We start from the raw sequence: 17,434 nt of genomic DNA, 5'->3' as shown, positions 1-17,434 counted from the left end.
TCAGCTGAACGACCGGACGAACTCCTCGATCGCAGCCTTGAGCTTGGCGGCCGTCTCGTTCGACAGGTCCTTGGTCACGCGGATATCCTCAAGGATGTCGGCGTGGCTGGAACGGACGAACGCGAGCAGGCCGTTCTCGAACTCACGGACCTTCGCGACCGGGATGACGTCGAGATAGCCGTTGACGCCGGCGTAGATCACGACCACCTGCTCTTCGTTCTTCAGCGGCGAGAACTGCGACTGCTTCAGCAGTTCCGTCAGGCGCGCACCGCGGTTCAGCAGACGCTGGGTGGCGGCGTCGAGGTCCGAGCCGAACTGCGCGAACGCAGCCATTTCGCGATACTGGGCAAGCTCGCCCTTGATCTTGCCGGCAACCTTCTTCATCGCCTTCGTCTGGGCGGAGGAGCCCACGCGCGACACCGAGAGGCCGACGTTCACCGCCGGGCGCACGCCCTGGTAGAACAGGTCCGTCTCAAGGAAGATCTGGCCGTCCGTGATCGAGATCACGTTGGTGGGGATATAGGCCGAGACGTCGTTGGCCTGCGTCTCGATGATGGGCAGCGCGGTCAGCGAGCCGAGGCCGTTGTCCTCGTTCAGCTTCGCGGCGCGCTCCAGCAGGCGGGAGTGCAGGTAGAACACATCGCCCGGATAGGCTTCGCGGCCCGGCGGGCGGCGCAGCAGCAGCGACATCTGGCGGTAGGCCACGGCCTGCTTCGACAGATCGTCATACACGATCACCGCGTGCAAGCCGTTGTCGCGGAAGTACTCGCCGATGGCGCAGCCAGCGAACGGCGCGATGTACTGCATCGGCGCGGGATCCGACGCCGTGGCGGCGACGATGATCGAATATTCGAGCGCGCCCTGCTCTTCCAGCACCTTCACGAACTGCGCGACGGTGGAGCGCTTCTGGCCCACGGCGACGTAGACGCAGTAAAGCTTCGCCTTCTCGTCGTCGCCCTGGTTGAGCGGCTTCTGGTTGAGGATGGTGTCGAGCGCGATCGCGGTCTTGCCCGTCTGGCGGTCGCCGATGATCAGCTCACGCTGGCCGCGGCCGATCGGGATCAGCGCGTCGATGGCCTTGAGGCCCGTCGCCATGGGCTCGTGCACGGACTTGCGCGGAATGATGCCCGGAGCCTTGACGTCCACCTGGCGACGCTCCGTCGCCTGGATCGGCCCCTTGCCGTCGATGGGATTGCCGAGTGCGTCCACGACGCGGCCGAGCAGGCCGGGGCCCACCGGCACGTCCACGATGGACTTGGTGCGCTTGACCGTCTCGCCCTCGGTGATGTCGCGGTCGCTACCGAACACCACGATGCCGACGTTGTCGCTCTCGAGGTTGAGCGCCATGCCGCGCACACCCGATTCGAACTCCACCATCTCGCCGGCCTGGACCTGATCCAGACCATAAACGCGGGCGATACCGTCGCCCACCGAGAGAACCTGGCCGACCTCGGTTACTTCGGCCTCTTGACCGAAGTTCTTGATCTGCTCCTTGAGAATTGCGGAAATTTCCGCGGCGCGGATGCTCATCAGCCGACCTCTTTCAACGCGAGACGGATAGAATTAAGTTTGTAGCGCAGGCTCGCGTCGACCATGCGACTGCCGAGCTTGACAACGAGACCGCCGAGGATGGCGGGGTCGACCCGGACGTCGAGAACGATCTCGCCGCCGTTCGCGGCACTCTTGAGCGCCGTCTTTATGTCTTCAAGCACCTTGGCGGAAGGTTCCTCGGCCACCGTCACCTCGGCGCGGACGATACCGCGGCTTTCAGCGACCAGCGCCTTGTAGGCCTTGATGATCTCGTGGATCAGGAACAGGCGGCGCTTCGAGGCCACCAGCCGGATGAACTTGCCGGCCCAGCCGCCGATGCCCGCCTTTTCCAGCACGGCGGTGATGGCGTTGAGCTGCTGCTCGGCCGTGAACACCGGCACCCGCACGAGGCGCGCAAGATCGGCGCTCTCGGCGATGAGCGCCTCGAACCGATCGAGATCCGCGCTGATGGAATCGACGCTATTGGCTTCAACCGCCAGTTCGAAAAGCGCGGTGGCATAGCGTCCCGCGACGCCGGAAACGATCGATCCGCCTTGTGACACGGGCCTCTCTCCGGGGTTATTGAGCAGGTATGACGCCAGTGGCCACATTCGGCCGTATCATACCAACCCGATTGCATAACTCTGTGATGAGAACGGGAACGCGGTCCGCATTCCCATCGGTTCGGGTGCCCTAACATAGGCTTGAGCGCCGCGCAACCCGGCATGTCACAATCCCGCCGTCACGTTGCACGGGCGCCACGCCCGGCCAGGAGCGAGCCCTGCGCGGGCTGCATGGAGGGGCCGGTCGACGCCCGGAGTCATGCAGGATAACTGCGTTCGCCGAAGATGGCGCTGCCCACGCGGACATGGGTGGCGCCCAGCATGACGGCCTGTTCGAAGTCCCCGCTCATGCCCATCGACAACCCCCTGATATCGTTCCGCTTCGCGATCTTGCGCAGCAGCGCGAAGTGGGGAGACGGCGGTTCGCCGGCGGGTGGAATGCACATGAGCCCTTCGATCGCCAGCCCGTGCTCCTCGCGGCATTCGCGGATGAATGCATCGGCGATCTGCGGCGCCACGCCGGCCTTCTGCGGCTCCTCGCCGGTGTTCACCTGGATGAACAACAGCGGCATTTGCGCGGCGCCGACGCGCGCCTGCTCGCGGGCGAGTTCCCGCGCCAGCGAGGGACGGTCGAGCGAGTGGATGGCGTCGAACAGGGCGACGGCCTCGCGCGCCTTGTTGGTCTGCAGCGGCCCGATCAGGTGCAGCCGCACCGCCGGAAATTCCTCTTTCAGCGCCGGCCACTTGGCCTTCGCCTCCTGCACCCTGTTCTCGCCGAAATCCCGCTGTCCGGCCTCCAGCACAGGCCGAATCGCCTCTACGTCGAAGGTCTTCGAGACCGCGATCAGCGTGACCTCGCCGGGCTCTCGCCCTTCCTCGCGCGCCGTGCGCGCGACGGCGGCGCGCACGGCCGCGAGGCGCGCGGCGGCATTGTCCCCGTTTTCGGATGTCGGCCCCATAACCTTCCCGCCTTTCCCCATTCCGGCAGCCGTTTCGCACCCACCGCGCCGGAGAGCACGTTGACGGCCAGTCCCATTCGTGCCCTAAGTCCTGCAAAATGCGCAGCGTCCGACCGGCCGGGACGGCCTGCTGCGCTCTCCCGCCGGCCCGACGGCCGACAATGATTTGCGACAGCGGATTCCAGATAGCAAGACCATGAGTGCGGACCCAGTCAATACGGAACGGTACAACCCCAAGGACGTCGAACCCCGGTGGCGCGCGGCGTGGGAGGCGAAGCAGCTTTTCAACACCCGCAACGATGATTCGCGCCCGCCCTACTACGTGCTTGAGATGTTTCCGTACCCTTCCGGCCGCATCCACATGGGCCACGTGCGCAACTATGCGATGGGCGACGTCGTGGCGCGCTACAAGCGGGCGAAGGGCTTCAGCGTGCTGCACCCCATGGGCTGGGACGCTTTCGGCATGCCGGCCGAGAATGCCGCCATGGAACGCAAGGTCCACCCGGCGCAATGGACCTATGCCAACATCGCCGCGATGCGCAAGCAACTGCAGTCGATGGGGCTGTCGCTCGACTGGAACCGCGAGTTCGCCACTTGCGACCCGTCCTATTACAGGCACCAGCAGAAGCTGTTCCTCGACTTTCTGAAGGCCGGCCTCGTCGACCGCAAGACGTCCAAGGTCAACTGGGACCCGGTCGACCACACGGTGCTCGCCAACGAGCAGGTCATCGACGGACGCGGCTGGCGCTCCGGCGCGCCTGTCGAGCAGCGGGAACTGACGCAGTGGTTCCTGAAGATCACCGACTTCGCGCAGGATCTGCACGACGCGCTCGACACGCTCGACCGCTGGCCGGAAAAGGTGCGCACCATGCAGCGCAACTGGATCGGCCGTTCCGAGGGCCTGCTGCTGCGATTCGCGCTCGACGCCGCAAGCGTTTCGCGGGAGCCGGCGGCGGAAGGCTTTTCCGAGGTCGAGGTCTATACCACCCGCCCGGACACGATCTTCGGCGCGCGCTTCCTCGCCATCTCGGCCGACCATCCGCTGGCGAAGCGCCTCGCGGAGGGCAACGCCGCGCTGACCGCCTTTATCGACGAGTGCCACCGCACCGGCACGGCCGCCGAAGTGCTGGAAAAGGCGGAAAAGAAAGGCTTCGACACCGGCCTGTCCGTGCTGCATCCCTTTGATCCCACGTGGACGCTGCCGGTTTACGTCGCCAATTTCGTGCTCATGGACTACGGCACGGGCGCCGTGTTCGGCTGCCCGGCGCACGACCAGCGCGACCTCGACTTCGCGAACGCCTACGGCCTCGGCAACACGCCCGTCGTCTGCCCGCCCGGGACCGATCTGTCGACGCTCGCGATTACCGACACCGCCTTCACGGACGACGGCGTACTGGTCAACTCGCGCTTCCTCGACGGCCTGAGCATCGCCGAGGCCAAGGAGGAGGTTGCCTCCCGTCTGGAGAGGGAACAGTACGACGGCCGGCCCGTCGCACAGCGCAAGGTGAACTTCCGCCTGCGCGACTGGGGCATCTCCCGCCAGCGCTACTGGGGCTGCCCGATCCCGATCATCCATTGCGGAAGCTGCGGCCCGGTGCCGGTTCCCGAAACGGATCTGCCCGTGAAGCTGCCGGACGACGTCACGTTCGACGTGCCGGGCAATCCGCTGGACCGTCATGAGGCGTGGAAGCAGGTTCCCTGCCCGCAATGCGGCGGCGCGGCGCGGCGCGAGACGGACACGATGGACACGTTCGTCGATTCGTCGTGGTACTTCGCCCGCTTCACCGATCCGAAGAACGAGACCGCACCGACGACCCCGAAGATCGCTGACCACTGGCTGCCGGTGGACCAGTATATCGGCGGCATCGAGCACGCGATCCTGCATCTGCTCTATTCGCGCTTCTTCAGCCGGGCGATGTCGGTCACGGGCCACCTGAATGTGAAGGAGCCGTTCGCCGGCCTGTTCACGCAGGGCATGGTGGTGCACGAGACCTACCGCGATGCCGGCAAGGCGTGGGTGGAGCCCGCGCAGGTGCGCTTCGAGACGGGAGACGACGACAGCCGGCTGGCGTTCCACATCGCGACCGGCGAGCCGATCGAGATCGGCGCGGTCGAGAAGATGTCGAAGTCGAAGAAGAACGTCATCGACCCGGACGAGATCATCGATACCTTCGGCGCCGATACGGCACGCTGGTTCATGCTCTCCGATTCGCCGCCCGAGCGCGACTTCATCTGGACGGAGGAAGGCGTTCAGGGTGCTTACCGCTTCGTACAGCGGCTGTGGCGCCTTGTGCAGGAGACGGCGGGCCTTGCCGTGGCGGCGGGCGTTGCAGACGAGGCGGAGGCGCTGGCGCTGCGCAAGGCCGCGCACCGCACGGTGATCGGCGTGGAGGACAACATCGAGCGCCTGCGGTTCAACCGCGCGGTGGCGCAGATCTACGAACTCGCCAATGCCCTGCAGGACGCGCTGGTGCCGGCCCGCAAGAACGGCGCGGGCGCCGCGCTGGTGGAAGCGGCGCGGGAGGCCGCCACCTTCCTCACGCAGATTTCCGCGCCGATGATGCCGCACCTCGCCGAGGAATGCTGGGCCGCGCTCGGCCATGCCGATCTCGTGGCCGAGGCGCCGTGGCCGGTCGCGGATCGTGCATTGACGGTGGAGGATGTGATATCCTTGCCGGTGCAGGTCAACGGCAAGAAGCGCACCGACATCGAGGTGGCGCGCGATGCCGACCAGGCCACCATCGAGGCAGCCGTTCTCGCTCTCGAAGCCGTGCAGAAGGCGACCGAGGGACGTGCGGTCCGCAAGGTCATCATCGTCCCGCAGAGGATCATCAATGTCGTCGTCTGACACGTTCCGCCCGGCCTCGCGCCCGCTCGTCCGCGTCGCCGTCGCGATGCTCGCAGTCGCCCTGCTCGGCGGCTGCTTCCGGCCTCTGTATGGCGTATCGGCCAACGGGCCGTCCGTGCAGGAGCAGCTGGCGGCGATCGAGCTTGCCACCGTCGATCCGGGCAACCGCGATCACAACAGGCTTGCCTATTACCTGCAGAGCGAGCTGGGCTACCGCCTTACCGGCGGTTCACCGGACGCGGCAACGAAGCGCTTCCGGTTGGAGGCGAAGGTGTCCGAATCGGTCTCCTCCACCATCGTCAATACCTCGACCGGCAACGCGGAGGCGGCGCTGCTGACGGGCACGGCCGAGTTCAAGCTCCTGCCGGCCGGCGGCGGCGATCCCGTCATGTCCGCCACGGCAGTGGCCTCCTCCGCCTATGACCGCACGCCCCAGCGCTTCGCCTCGCTGCGCGCCGCCCGCGACGCGCAGATCAGGGTGGCGAAGGCGCTCGCCGACCAGATCCATACGCGCCTCGCCGCCAAATTCGCATCGGGTGCGATTCCAGCCGGACGATAGACGCCATGGTCGCGGTCAAGGCGGGAGATGTCGAGCGGGTGCTGGCGAAGCCGGACCCGAAAGCCGTTGTGTTCCTCATCTACGGCCCCGACACCGGCCTCGTTTCCGAACGCGCGCGGCGCCTCACCGAGGCGGCGGTCGACGATGCGGCCGATCCGTTCCAGATGGTGCGCCTCGAAGGCGACGACGTCGCCGCCGATCCCCTGCGGCTTGCGGACGAGGCCAACACCATCGGGCTGTTCGGCGGAAAACGCGCGATCCGCGTCAGCGCGACATCGCGCAATCTCACGCCCGCGCTCGCGCCGCTGCTGGCCGCACCGCCGCAGGACGCCGTGGTGGTGGTGGAGGCGGGCGATCTGCCGCGCTCCTCGCCGCTGCGCGCCGCATGCGAACGTTCGGCCGTCGCCCTCGCCATTCCATGCTACGCGGACGGGGCGCGCGACATTGCCGGGCTCGTCGATGCCGCCATGCGCGACCACGGCCTGGGCATCGAGGCCGACGCGCGGCAGACGCTCGTTTCCCTGCTCGGCGGCGACCGCGTGGCGAGCCGGGCGGAAATCGACAAGCTAGCCCTTTATGCACGCGGCCAGCGGGCGGTGACGCTCGCGGACGTGCACGCGGTTGTCGGCGACGTGTCGGCGCTGGCGCTCGACGCGGTGTCGGATGCGGCTTTCGGCGGCGATCTGGCGGCGCTCGACGGCGCCTTCACACGGCTGATGCGCGAGGGCTTCGATGCGGGCGTGCTGCTCGGCTTCGTGCTGCGCCATGGCCTGATGCTGGCACAGGCGCGCATCGCCATCGAGGCGGGAAATGGCTCACCGGCCTCGCAGGTGGAAGGCATGCGCACCCTGCACTTCCGGCGCAAGGCAGCCGTGGAGCGCCATCTGCGGCTGTGGACGCATGCGAATCTGACTCGCGCCGTGCGCGACCTCGGCACCGCCGTTGCCGCCACACGCCGCAATCCCGCGCTCGCAGAGGCGTTAGCGCAAAAGGCGCTGTGGGCCATCGCCCTCACCGCCCGCCGCGCCGCCGCGAGAACCTGAACGCCTCAGCGCAACGCCAGCGGATTGGCCGTCAGCGCGGCGGCGTCCGGCGTGTCCACCGCCACCTCGCCCGTGAATGCGCCCCACAGGCGGCGTACGAACGCCTCGTCGAGATCGCGCAGAATAAGCACGAGCTTCGTCGTGTGATCCTCGTCCGGCCACGCCGGCAGCGTCACCGGCGCATGAAAGAGATGCTGCACGCCCTGCACGACGACCGGATGCTCCGGATCGTCGGCGAGTTGCACGATCCCCTTCGCACGGAGAAGCTGCGGCCCGTGGGCCGCGCGCAGCAGGTCGAGAAAAGCCTCGAACCGCCCGCGCCCGACCGGCCGCGCACTCGTGAGACAGAAGGCCCTGATGCGCTCGTCATGCCGGTTCACATCATGGCGATGGTCATGTGCATGATCATCATGGTCATGGTGGTGGTGATCGTGATGGTCGCGATGACCGTGCCCCTCGGCCAGCGCCTCCGCGTTCAGCCAGCGGCGCACGTCGGGGATCTTCCCGTCCGCGTCATAAAGACCGGCATCCAGCAGGTGGGCGGCCGTCGCCTCGCCCTGCGCGGCGTCGAGAACGGGCGCGACCGGATTGAGCCGGCGCAGACGCGCACGCAACTCCCCCGTCTCACTCCTTTCCGCAGGCGCGGCGGCGGAATCGGGATCGATGAGGTCGGTTTTCGTCAGCACGATCCTGTCGGCGACGGCAACCTGCTTCACCGCCTCCTCGTACGCATCGAGCGTCGCGGCACCGTTCACCGCGTCGACCACCGTGACAACGCCGTCGAGGGCGAAACGCAGGCTCAGATACGGGTGATAGATGATTGTGTGCAGGATGGGCGCCGGATCGGCAAGCCCTGTCGTCTCGATGACGACGCGCCGGAAAGGTGCAATTCGGCCATTGTCGCGCCGACGCAGAAGGTCCTCCAGCGTGGCTATCAGGTCGCCGCGAATCGAACAGCACAGGCAGCCCGAAGACAGCAACAGCAGACCCTCGTCCGCAGTCTCGACCAGCAGATGGTCGATGCCGATTTCGCCGAACTCGTTGACGATCACCACCGTGTCCGCCAGCGCCGGATCGCGCAGCAACCGGTTGAGCAACGACGTCTTGCCCGCGCCGAGAAAGCCCGTCAGCACCGTGAGCGGCAGCGCAGTAGCGGCACCCCGGGGGCGGCCCGAATCAGACGGGCCTGAAGCAATGGTCATGGATGTTCCGAATCCCAATGAAACAATGTTACATCGGATCATACAACGGAACAGCGTCGGCGAAAGTGCGAAAACGCCCTTTCCGCCATCGATTCCGCCCCGGCGGTATCACGGCCTGCGGGGCGGCAGCGGCATCCCGGCGGCGCGGGCCGGTCGCGCCGCGCCCTGCCTGATCGCCCCCTGCAGCGCGACGGGCGCGGAGCCCTCCGCAACCGCCTCGGCAGCGGGCGCCGCCGCGAAGGCCTGCGCCGACTCCGGCGCAGCGGGGGCAGCCGCCACGGTCGTCGGCGCCACAGCCGGCTTCCAGCCCGGCGCGGGACCGGTAAAAACGGGGATCGGCGCGACGGCGGCGCGCTTGATAAGCGTGCCGGGCCTCTCGCCCTCGACAACCGTCGTCGGCCGCTGCTGCTGCGCCGTGGCGGTCAGGAAGCCGATCGCCGAACCGTCATCGGCCACGCCGGCGTGGACTGGCGCGTTGTCGTCATCGGCGAGGTGTTGCCGGTTCTTGCCGCAGATTTCCTCGCGCATGTCGGGCGCGGCGGCAACGGGGCCGGGGGGCATGGAATCGAGCTGCCGCGTTCCCGTCCGCGGGCCGGAGAATCCGCGATCGAACAGCTCCGCCGCGTGGATGGTGCGGGCAGCGGCGGTGCGCTCGCCCAGCAGCACCACGATCAACTGCTGGCCGCCGCGCCGCGCCGTCGCGACGACATTGAAGCCGGAGGCGCAGATGAAGCCGGTCTTCATGCCGTCCGCGCCCGGATAGCGTCCGATCAGGCCATTGGTGTTCTGGTAGATCTTCTTGCCGAGTTGAACGCCGCCGATGCCGAAATAGGGGCGGAACTGCGGAAAATCGTTCAACACCGCGCGCGCAAGCACGGCGAGATCGCGCGCGGTGACGCGCTGGCGCGTATCCGGCAGGCCGTGCGGGTTGACGAAATAGCTGCCGTGCATGCCGAGCCGGCGCGCTTCCCCGTTCATCACCGCGGCGAAGGCATCCACGCTGCCGGCGACATTCTCCGCCAGCACGACCGCGAGATCGTTGGCGGACTTGACCAGCATCATCTTGAGGACGTTGTCGACGGTCAGCACGGTGCCGGGCTTGAAGCCCATCCTGGAAGGCGGCGTCCGCGTGGCGTTCGCCGAGACCTTGAGCGGCGTGTCGAGGGACAGGCGCCCGTCGCGCACTTCCTTCAGCACCACGTAGGTGGTCATCAGCTTGGTGACGGAGGCGGGAAACCAGGGGTCGACGGCCTGCTCCTCGTAAAGCACCTGCCCGCTCGCGGCATCCACGAGCAGGGCCGGTCCCGCGTGCGCGCCGCCCGCCGTCAGCGCCGCCACGGCCAGCAGCGCCGCGCCCGCCAAAGTCCCACGCAGCCCGTTTCTCGTCATCCGCATCGTTCCGGTTCCCGCACTTGCCCGCACCGTTTTACAGCGTGCGCGCCCTTAACGCCACCCGCAATGCGGCGCGAGCATGACGCCGGCGGAGGCGCGGGGCGGAAACGGCAGCCAGCGACTGTTTGCCGCATCAGCCCGCCCGCCGCGCGGCCTCCTCCGGTGTGAGCGCAGTCAGGGCGAGGGCGTGCAGGCCCGTCTCGAACTCCGGCGCCAGCAGGGTGTTGATCCGGCGATGGCGCTCCACGCGGCTGAGAGCAGCGAAGTCGCGCGAGACGATGGTGACGTCGTAGTGCGTTTCTCCGCCTTCCCGCCATCCGCCGTGGCCGACATGCCGGTGCGATTCGTCATGCACCGCAAGCGTTTCGGGTGCGAATGCCCCGGTCAGGACGCGGACGATGCGCTCGGCGCGCGATCCGTCCTGCCGTGGCGGAGTGGAATTTTCTGTCGTTGACACGGTCGTCTCCCCTGTCGTTTTTCACGGACTCGTTTATCTTCGGTGAGGTATTGTCGTGTTTCATTAGGCCTTGTCCAGCGGTGAAACGATCCCCATAAATGCACTCCCATGAATCTGAACTCGTCCATTTTTGATCGCATCCGTGTCCGCCCCCGAGTCGCCGAGGAAGCCCCTTCGGCGCAAGCGGTCGCGTGCGACCATGCGGGATGCGCAGCCAAGGGAACGTTCCGTGCCCCCAAGGGGCGCGGCCGCGAGAAGGAATACTGGAACTTCTGCCTCGAACACGTGCGCGCCTATAACCAGTCCTACAATTATTTCGACGGGATGAGCGACAACGACGTCGCCGCCTACCAGAAGGACGCGGCCGTCGGCCACCGCCCCACCTGGGCCATGGGCGTCAACCCCTCGGCGCGCGAGACCTGTCGCACCCGCCGGCAGACGAAACCCGGAGAGGCGGATGGCTATCCCGACGGCACGGCAAGCGCCGGCGCGTGGGAGGTCGACGATTCGCTGGGGCTTTTCGGCGCCCGCACGTATCAGGCGCGGCACGCCCCCGCGGAGGACGCACAGCCGCGCCTCTCGGGCACGGCGCTGAAAGCGCTCGACCAGCTCGGCCTCGATGCCGGCGTGGACGCGGCCACCATCAAGGCGCGCTACAAGCTGCTGGTGAAGCGCTTCCACCCGGACGCCAACGGCGGCGATCGCTCGTTCGAGGAACGGCTGCAGGAAATCCTTCAGGCCTACAACACGCTGAAGGCCATCGGCCTTTGCTGACCCGCAGGGGCATACCGGACGCGAGATGACATGACACGGCCAGCCATGGAACAACGGACAGGAAGGCGGAGCCGCACGGCCGCTCCCTCCCGCTGTTCAGGCAACGGCACCAGCCGGAAGGCCGTGCACGTTACCCGGCTCGGCGTGGGATGCGCGGTCGCCATTGCGGCGGTCTTGCTGCTGGGCGGCTGCATGTCGAGCGCCGAGATCACCCGCATGAACGCCGAAAACGACAAGGCGCGCTGCTCGGAATACGGCTTCAAGCCCGGCACCGAAGCGTTCGCGAAGTGCCGCTTCGATCTCGACCGGCGCCGGGAGGACGAACGCAACGCCCTCCTCGACGCCCCCATCGGGCCACCCGTCTTCATGTCCGCGCCCGACCGGTGCTGGAACACGCCGTGGGGCTTGCGCTGCGAAACGTGGTGAAGACGCGGGCGCGGCAATTCAGCCTGCCCGCGACACGCCCGCCTGTGTAAAGGTCGCCATTTCACCGTGGCATGCGGCGGCGGCCTTGACGATGCCGGCGGCGAGCGCCGCGCCGGCGCCCTCGCCGAGTTGCAGGCCCAGCGACAGCAGCGGCTTCTTGCCGAGCCGCTCCAGCACCTGCGCATGCGCGCCCTCCGCCGACAGATGGCCCGCCATGCAGTGGTCGATCGCTTGCGGATCGATGGCATGCAGGACCGCGGCCGCCGCGGTAACGGCATAGCCGTCGAGCAGCACGGGGATATGTTCGAGCCGCGCCGCCAGGATGGCGCCGGCCGCCGCAGCGATCTCGCGCCCGCCGAGGCGGCGCAGCACCTCAAGCGGGTCAGTCAGGTGGCCGGCATGGAAGGCGAGCGCCTCCTCCACGATGGTGATCTTGCGGGCAAGGCGCTCCGCGTCTCCGGCCGTCGTCGGCCCTTCCCAGGCGCCGCGCCCGACCCACTGATCCGCCGGCCCGCCGTAGAGCGCGGCGTAAATGGCGGCGGCAACCGTGCCGCCGCCGATGCCCATCTCGCCGATGCTCAGCAGATCGGTGCCGCCGGCGATGGCTTCCATGCCGAACGCCATGGTGGCGACACACGCCTTCTCGTCGAGTGCCTCCTCGCGGGTGATGTCGCCGGTCGGCAGGTCGAGCGCGAGGTCGAACACCTTGAAGCCCAGATCGTAGGACGCGCAGATCTGGTTGATGGCGCCGCCGCCGGCGGCGAAATTGTCGAGCATCTGCCGTGTGACCGCCGGCGGGAAAGCCGATACGCCGCGCGACGCCACGCCATGGTTGCCCGCGAACACGACGACGAGCGGCCGACGCACGGCGGGTTTCGGATTGCCCTGCCAGGCCGCGAGCCATTCGACGGCAGTTTCGAGCGCGCCAAGCGAGCCAACCGGCTTCGTCAACTCCCGATTGCGCGCCTTCACGGCGGCGACGGCGAACTCGTCCGGCCCGGGCAGGACATGGAACAGCCCACGCACGTCATCGAACGGCATTCCAGTGGTGTTCGTCGGGATCATTCTCATCATCCTGCAGATTGAATCATGATACGGGCGCCGCCCTGCATAACAGGCGTCCGGCACGTAGGCGAGCCATAATACAAAGAGGCCAATGAGCCTGACTTGCCAGTCCCGATCAGGCTGCGCGGCGTCTGAGCGGCGCTCATCCGCCCCCGGCCCGAAGACCGGCGCGGACAGTATGACGCCCACACCACGCGCGGCAATTGCCATAGCACACATGCCGCACTATGATTCGGCCTCCCCGACAGATTCGGCACGGTCAGATGCAGATGCCGGGGATTGTCGGGATACGGATAACGTTTGGGCTTTGTGAGCGATCCGTTATCTGCTAACGGACAGCGTCCGGCAGGAATGCGCATTGGGGCGTCGCCAAGTGGTAAGGCAGCGGATTTTGATTCCGCCATGCGGAGGTTCGAATCCTCCCGCCCCAGCCAAATCTTTTCCACAGACTGGAAGCTTTATTTCAAGGCGTTAGCGGGCACCCTTCGGTCTACACTTCCTGCTGGCAGCCCAAAACGGTGGCCCAAGGGACTGCCGATTTTCCGCTGCCGGCCAGACCTGCCGCGAGCGACCAACCATGACCGCCGCCGATCTCCATGTCTCAGGCGCAAGTCCAACCTGCTCCGGTGTCGCTATCCTCGCGCTACCTCGCACGCAAGTTCGGCCAGCTTCAGTACAGTGTTCCAGTTGCGTGCGGTATTTGGCACGCCTATGCCCCTGTCGAATTTTTCAGCAAGCCTGGACCGGCCGAACCCGCCGGGCGTATGAAGATAGGCGACGTTGTCGACCACGGCGATGCGTTCCCCCTCCGATGCAAAGGTGCGCAGGGTCTCGACAACCGCCTCGGCAGGCTGCGCGGCAAGCACGGCCGCGTGGAGATGCTTAGGCACGTCAACGGCATCCGGAAACGGATTTCGTGCAATCAAGTCGTCCCATTCCGACCGCGTCAGCGCATAGATTGGCTTGTCGAAGTTGAACTCTTGCGCGCATACCTCCGCGACTGTCGCGACTACCGCATCGCGCGACAGCACGCTTCCGAACACGGCATTGCCGCTGTTAATGTAGGTCACAACATGGCGGAAGCCTGCATCCGTCAGTTTTTCGCGCAAAGGCTTCACGGGGAGCTGCGTCTTGCCGCCAATACCGCGGAAAAGTACGATGAAAACGGTTTCCCTGTTCATCCGATCCCTTTCCGTCATACCGGCGGAACATCGCTACGCGCCCCGACTATATCATCGGCGACAGCCTCTTGCTAACTACGGACGGCATCGACCCCTCCGCCACCGAAGATAGAGCAAAGCGCATCAGATTTATCCAGAACCGTTTCTAAGTTCAGGCTTGATGCAATAGCGCCCGGTCCGGCGATCGCGATGACGCCGACAACGCTGGAGACGCCGAACGTTTCCCGGAAAGCGGGAGGTCGGGCACGATCGCCCACAGCAAGGGTGCGCAGCGGAAAGGTGAAGCGGCGTGGAGATCGCGTGTGGTCAGCCGGTGTCGTCGGCGTAGACACGGATATAGCGCCCGCTCACCTCGATTCCGACGAAGCGCTGGTCGAAGACGATGCAGAGCCGTTGGGCTAGTGCCACCACCGCGTCCGTGCTGTCGCTGCGGATGCGTGCGAGCAGTATCTGCCGCCGGCTTCCGTCGAAGACTGCGTCGGCGTGCTGCACGGTGGCGGAGGGAAAACTGCGAGAGATGGTCTCGCAAAGCCGGTCCATGTCCGCGTCGGTGATCGCCCGTTTCGAAGTGTTGGGCAGGTAGACGAGGTGCACCGCCTGGCCGATAACGCTGTCGAGATGCCGGGCGATGACCTCGGCACCGTCGACTTCAAGGGCCGCGTCGGCGCGGATTGCCCGCTCGGCGTCGGCGGCGGTCTGGTCGAAGAGCGTCTCGATCACGGCGTTGGCGCCGCGGCCGGCGTCGATGAGCTGCCGGCACCCCTCCAGATAGCCGAGACGGCGGTCCATTGCCCAGCCGGCCGGCGGCGAGACCGCGATTGCGCGCAGGTTCGAGATCACGTCGGCGGTCTTGACGATTCGGGCTTCCGGCGACTTGTGCGCCATGGCGGCGATGCGCTGCCGGCGGCGCTCATCCTTGGGCAGGGTCATGTCGTCGGAGTTCTCGATGACGATCCGGGCCACGCGCGCCCCGAAAGTGGCGGCAAGCTCCTCGGCCGATATCGGCGTGTCCTCGACGACGTCGTGCAGCAGCGCCGCGATCAGGAGTTCCCCGTCCTCGCCGCCAGTGGCGCGGGCGACGAGATCAAGCACCTCGATCAGGTGGTTGATGTAAGGCTCCTGCGCCGCGCCCTTGCGCCGCTGGTTGGCGTGGGCCTCGGCAGCGTAGACGAGAGCGCGCGTCAGCCCGAGAACGTTCGTGCTCATACGGACGTCCCCTGGCGCGCCGCGCAGCCACGAGCGAGCGGCGGATCGCCGTCTTTCCCGGCGACGAGCGCCCTTCGCTTATTCTCCGAGCCCATGCCAAACCTCCGCCCGCGCGCTGCGGAATATATGTCGCGCCGCGGTTTTATGCACGTGAACTTTGTGCGACGACGGCAGAGGACGCCGGCATTGAGGCAAGGAAATTAAAATCGGCAACACGAGCTTGGAGCGCCGATTTCATCGAAATTTCCCGGTTACTTCCCGGAAAGCGGAGCCCCCCGACCGGTTCGTGCCGGATTGCCTCGTCAGCCAACATCGTCCATCGCTTTCAGGGAGACGCCTGACCGAGAGGCACGCCACGGGCGAGTAACTGGTCGACCGCTTCATCAATTGCGGCCAACAGGTTGCCGGCACTTGCACTTTCGGAATCGTCTTCCGCGGTGGGAGCTGCGGCGTCCCGTTGCGGCGGCAGCCATGCGAAGCCCGGGTGGGCAAATGTGCTCACAACGGCGAGCAGACGCCAACCGGGCGGAATGAGTGCCCGCTCACGCGCTTCCCCTACCCGCTCCTGCAGCCGCGCAGCCCAGGTGAAAACCCGCGCGATGCGCTCGCGGGCCTGATCGGCGTCAACATAGGCGCCGCCCCATGGAAGCTGGACAAACAGGGCCAACGGGCCCTCGACAAGATAATAATGAACCGCCCAGCTATTGACGCCATATCCGTCAAACCCGACAAGGACGTAATCCTGCAGGGCGGGATCGCTGCTCGCCTCGTTCCGGAAGGACTCGATCCCGTAGGGTGTCACATCGATCTTGCGGGTCGCAAAAACATGATCGCCCGCCGTCTGCAATTGCGACGCGAGGGCGGCCGGCGCGGGCGGGAACGGCAAACCCTCCTCCTGAAATAGCGTACGTGCAAGTTCCGTTGGAGACTGTGTCATAATAACCTCGTTGCTGTACCCGGGGCGATATCTGCACATCCGGTCGATAAGCAGGCTGTGGCAGGACATGAGATTCGGATGGAGAAAGTAAACTCTTGTAAAACTCTTTTTTGTCAGCCGGATCTTATTGCCAGCTCACGCGCGCCGTAACTATTTGTTGCGTTGCAATACATTCGGAAAAGGTGCATCGAGCGCGGATTTTCCCACCGGTCCGGCTCGATAATGCGCTGTTCGGACGCGAGTCTGCCAACATGCGCCTTCACGAAGTGCAGCCTGGCAACGGCAGCGTCACATTCCTCCTTTTGCAGCTTGTCCGACAGCATGGCCCGCAGATCCTGCGGCTTCAGCTTTGCGATGGCGGACGCCATCCCCGTATCGATGACGCCCGGGAGCCGGACACCGTGAAAGCCGTTGTCGTGCGCGGTGCCAAAGCTGCCATGGTGCTGATAGAGAACATCGGGATCCGAAGGATGCTTTCCAAAACACTGATCGTTGTCGACGCCCCTCACAACGGCTCTGTAGCCGTCGTAGTGGATCAGCATATTGCCGCCATGCCGGTCGATTTGGCCGGCAATCGCGTCGACGAGCTGCAATTTGGTCAGTTCACGCCGAACTGCGCCGTTCTCCAGTATTGCATCGGGCAGATCATAGGCAGGCTGGCCCCGGGGCAATTCCGTCATGATGCCGACACGGCGCTCGACGCTGCGCGGCGACAGCTTGTAGAGGCATAGCCGCGTGTCGACCACCACGTCAAATCCCAGGTGCCTTGCCAAAAGGGAGGAAGCTATGTTGCGCAGTTCATAATGCGGCGACGGCCCGATGCCGATCAGGTGCGCCCTCCAGCCCACCGACCCGTCAAGCGATTTGATGACGACGTCCCGCTTTCCGTCCGGTGCATCAATCCTGGCCGAAAAAACCGTTCCATGAAAACCGGCCCTCACTATTCTCAAGTCTTCATCGACAATTTCGGGTCTTGTATCGTGTGTCCATGGAACGTCATTCTCCGCATAAACCTCTTTGTACCGCCGTTCCACGAGCGCCTGCCGGGGGTCTGGTGAGGCCATGGTCGCTTCCCGCTCCGCCTGCGACAGCTCAATAACCTCGCTGCGCGTCTCCTCAGACAGATCGATAAAGGCACCGCGCATGGCAGCGGATGGCAAACTGAGGCAGCATTCCCGCTCCGCCGGCGTCAACTGACTAATACCAAGTCTCGGAGATCGCGACTCTCTGTGTCTTCCCAAATCAGCTTGGGTCTGATTCAGTTGTGGGAAGGCAGGAGGTTTGCGATGCCG

The 17,434-nt window shown here is 66.0% G+C and carries 16 protein-coding genes and 1 tRNA gene; 6 read left to right on the top strand and 11 right to left on the bottom strand.

The window, feature by feature from the left end; translation table 11 throughout:
* The 3 genes from atpA to FHS82_RS16680 all read right to left on the bottom strand — a co-directional run bounded on the left by atpA (window position 1) and on the right by FHS82_RS16680 (window position 3,052).
* Window positions 1-1,530 carry a F0F1 ATP synthase subunit alpha gene (gene atpA, locus FHS82_RS16690; protein ID WP_166954916.1) on the bottom strand — a complete coding sequence of 510 codons (1,530 nt, stop codon included), beginning with the start codon at window positions 1,528-1,530 and terminating at the stop codon, window positions 1-3.
* Window positions 1,530-2,141 carry a F0F1 ATP synthase subunit delta gene (locus FHS82_RS16685; protein ID WP_166954914.1) on the bottom strand — a complete coding sequence of 204 codons (612 nt, stop codon included), beginning with the start codon at window positions 2,139-2,141 and terminating at the stop codon, window positions 1,530-1,532. Before FHS82_RS16685 ends, atpA begins: the two co-directional genes overlap by 1 nt.
* Window positions 2,142-2,350: 209 nt before the next feature.
* Entirely contained in the window at window positions 2,351-3,052 is a 702-nt protein-coding gene (locus FHS82_RS16680) for a YggS family pyridoxal phosphate-dependent enzyme (protein WP_166954912.1), read from the bottom strand.
* A 196-nt stretch (window positions 3,053-3,248) separates the two neighbouring features.
* Between FHS82_RS16680 and leuS the strand changes: the two genes are divergently transcribed.
* Genes leuS through holA form a run of 3 tightly spaced genes read left to right on the top strand, consistent with a single transcriptional unit; the run spans window position 3,249 to window position 7,502 of the window.
* Window positions 3,249-5,900 (top strand): leucine--tRNA ligase, encoded by a 2,652-nt coding sequence (leuS, locus tag FHS82_RS16675; RefSeq protein WP_166954909.1) that lies wholly within the window; start codon window positions 3,249-3,251, stop codon window positions 5,898-5,900.
* Entirely contained in the window at window positions 5,887-6,459 is a 573-nt protein-coding gene (gene lptE / locus FHS82_RS16670) for an LPS assembly lipoprotein LptE (protein WP_166954907.1), read from the top strand. The genes leuS and lptE overlap by 14 nt, the downstream gene beginning before the upstream one ends.
* A gap of 5 nt (window positions 6,460-6,464) precedes the next feature.
* The gene (gene holA / locus FHS82_RS16665; RefSeq protein WP_166954905.1) at window positions 6,465-7,502 is read left to right on the top strand and encodes a DNA polymerase III subunit delta; all 1,038 of its coding nucleotides are present in this window, start codon (window positions 6,465-6,467) and stop codon (window positions 7,500-7,502) included.
* 5 nt (window positions 7,503-7,507) lie between these two features.
* Here the strand turns inward: holA and FHS82_RS16660 are convergent, their stop codons facing one another.
* The 3 genes from FHS82_RS16660 to FHS82_RS16650 all read right to left on the bottom strand — a co-directional run bounded on the left by FHS82_RS16660 (window position 7,508) and on the right by FHS82_RS16650 (window position 10,553).
* Entirely contained in the window at window positions 7,508-8,704 is a 1,197-nt protein-coding gene (locus FHS82_RS16660) for a CobW family GTP-binding protein (protein ID WP_166954903.1), read from the bottom strand.
* Window positions 8,705-8,812: 108 nt separating this feature from the next.
* Window positions 8,813-10,093 (bottom strand): D-alanyl-D-alanine carboxypeptidase family protein, encoded by a 1,281-nt coding sequence (locus FHS82_RS16655; protein ID WP_166954901.1) that lies wholly within the window; start codon window positions 10,091-10,093, stop codon window positions 8,813-8,815.
* A 136-nt stretch (window positions 10,094-10,229) separates the two neighbouring features.
* Window positions 10,230-10,553, bottom strand: coding sequence for a BolA family protein (locus FHS82_RS16650; RefSeq protein ID WP_343042604.1), 324 nt, complete (start codon window positions 10,551-10,553; stop codon window positions 10,230-10,232).
* 108 nt (window positions 10,554-10,661) lie between these two features.
* On the opposite strand from FHS82_RS16650, the gene FHS82_RS16645 reads away from it, so the two are divergent.
* Window positions 10,662-11,327: a J domain-containing protein gene (locus tag FHS82_RS16645; RefSeq protein ID WP_166954899.1), complete on the top strand. Its 666-nt coding sequence runs from the start codon at window positions 10,662-10,664 to the stop codon at window positions 11,325-11,327.
* A gap of 123 nt (window positions 11,328-11,450) precedes the next feature.
* A complete protein-coding gene (locus tag FHS82_RS16640) occupies window positions 11,451-11,753 on the top strand; it encodes a hypothetical protein (protein WP_166954897.1) in 303 nt (100 codons plus the stop codon).
* An 18-nt stretch (window positions 11,754-11,771) separates the two neighbouring features.
* Here FHS82_RS16640 and cobT read toward each other — a convergent pair whose 3' ends face one another.
* Complete coding sequence (cobT, locus tag FHS82_RS16635) at window positions 11,772-12,827, bottom strand: nicotinate-nucleotide--dimethylbenzimidazole phosphoribosyltransferase (RefSeq protein ID WP_377594856.1); 1,056 nt, start codon at window positions 12,825-12,827, stop codon at window positions 11,772-11,774.
* Between the two features lie 350 nt (window positions 12,828-13,177).
* Between cobT and FHS82_RS16630 the strand changes: the two genes are divergently transcribed.
* Window positions 13,178-13,252: transfer RNA gene (locus tag FHS82_RS16630), tRNA-Gln, on the top strand.
* A gap of 198 nt (window positions 13,253-13,450) precedes the next feature.
* On the opposite strand, the gene FHS82_RS16625 is transcribed toward FHS82_RS16630, so the two are convergent.
* The 4 genes from FHS82_RS16625 to FHS82_RS16610 form a co-directional block, all read right to left on the bottom strand.
* Window positions 13,451-13,999, bottom strand: coding sequence for a DUF1697 domain-containing protein (locus FHS82_RS16625; protein WP_166954893.1), 549 nt, complete (start codon window positions 13,997-13,999; stop codon window positions 13,451-13,453).
* Window positions 14,000-14,305: 306 nt separating this feature from the next.
* Window positions 14,306-15,205, bottom strand: coding sequence for an HD domain-containing protein (locus tag FHS82_RS16620; RefSeq protein ID WP_166954891.1), 900 nt, complete (start codon window positions 15,203-15,205; stop codon window positions 14,306-14,308).
* A gap of 325 nt (window positions 15,206-15,530) precedes the next feature.
* Complete coding sequence (locus FHS82_RS16615) at window positions 15,531-16,211, bottom strand: hypothetical protein (RefSeq protein ID WP_208394303.1); 681 nt, start codon at window positions 16,209-16,211, stop codon at window positions 15,531-15,533.
* A 44-nt stretch (window positions 16,212-16,255) separates the two neighbouring features.
* The coding region (locus FHS82_RS16610; RefSeq protein ID WP_208394302.1) for a hypothetical protein at window positions 16,256-17,434 on the bottom strand (1,179 nt) is incomplete at its 5' end.

The sequence above is a fragment of the Pseudochelatococcus lubricantis genome (genome assembly GCF_011762225.1).
In the GTDB taxonomy this organism is placed as follows: domain Bacteria; phylum Pseudomonadota; class Alphaproteobacteria; order Rhizobiales; family Beijerinckiaceae; genus Pseudochelatococcus; species Pseudochelatococcus lubricantis.
Note: the sequence above shows the minus strand (reverse complement) of the source record. Positions and strands in the feature narration are given on the sequence as shown.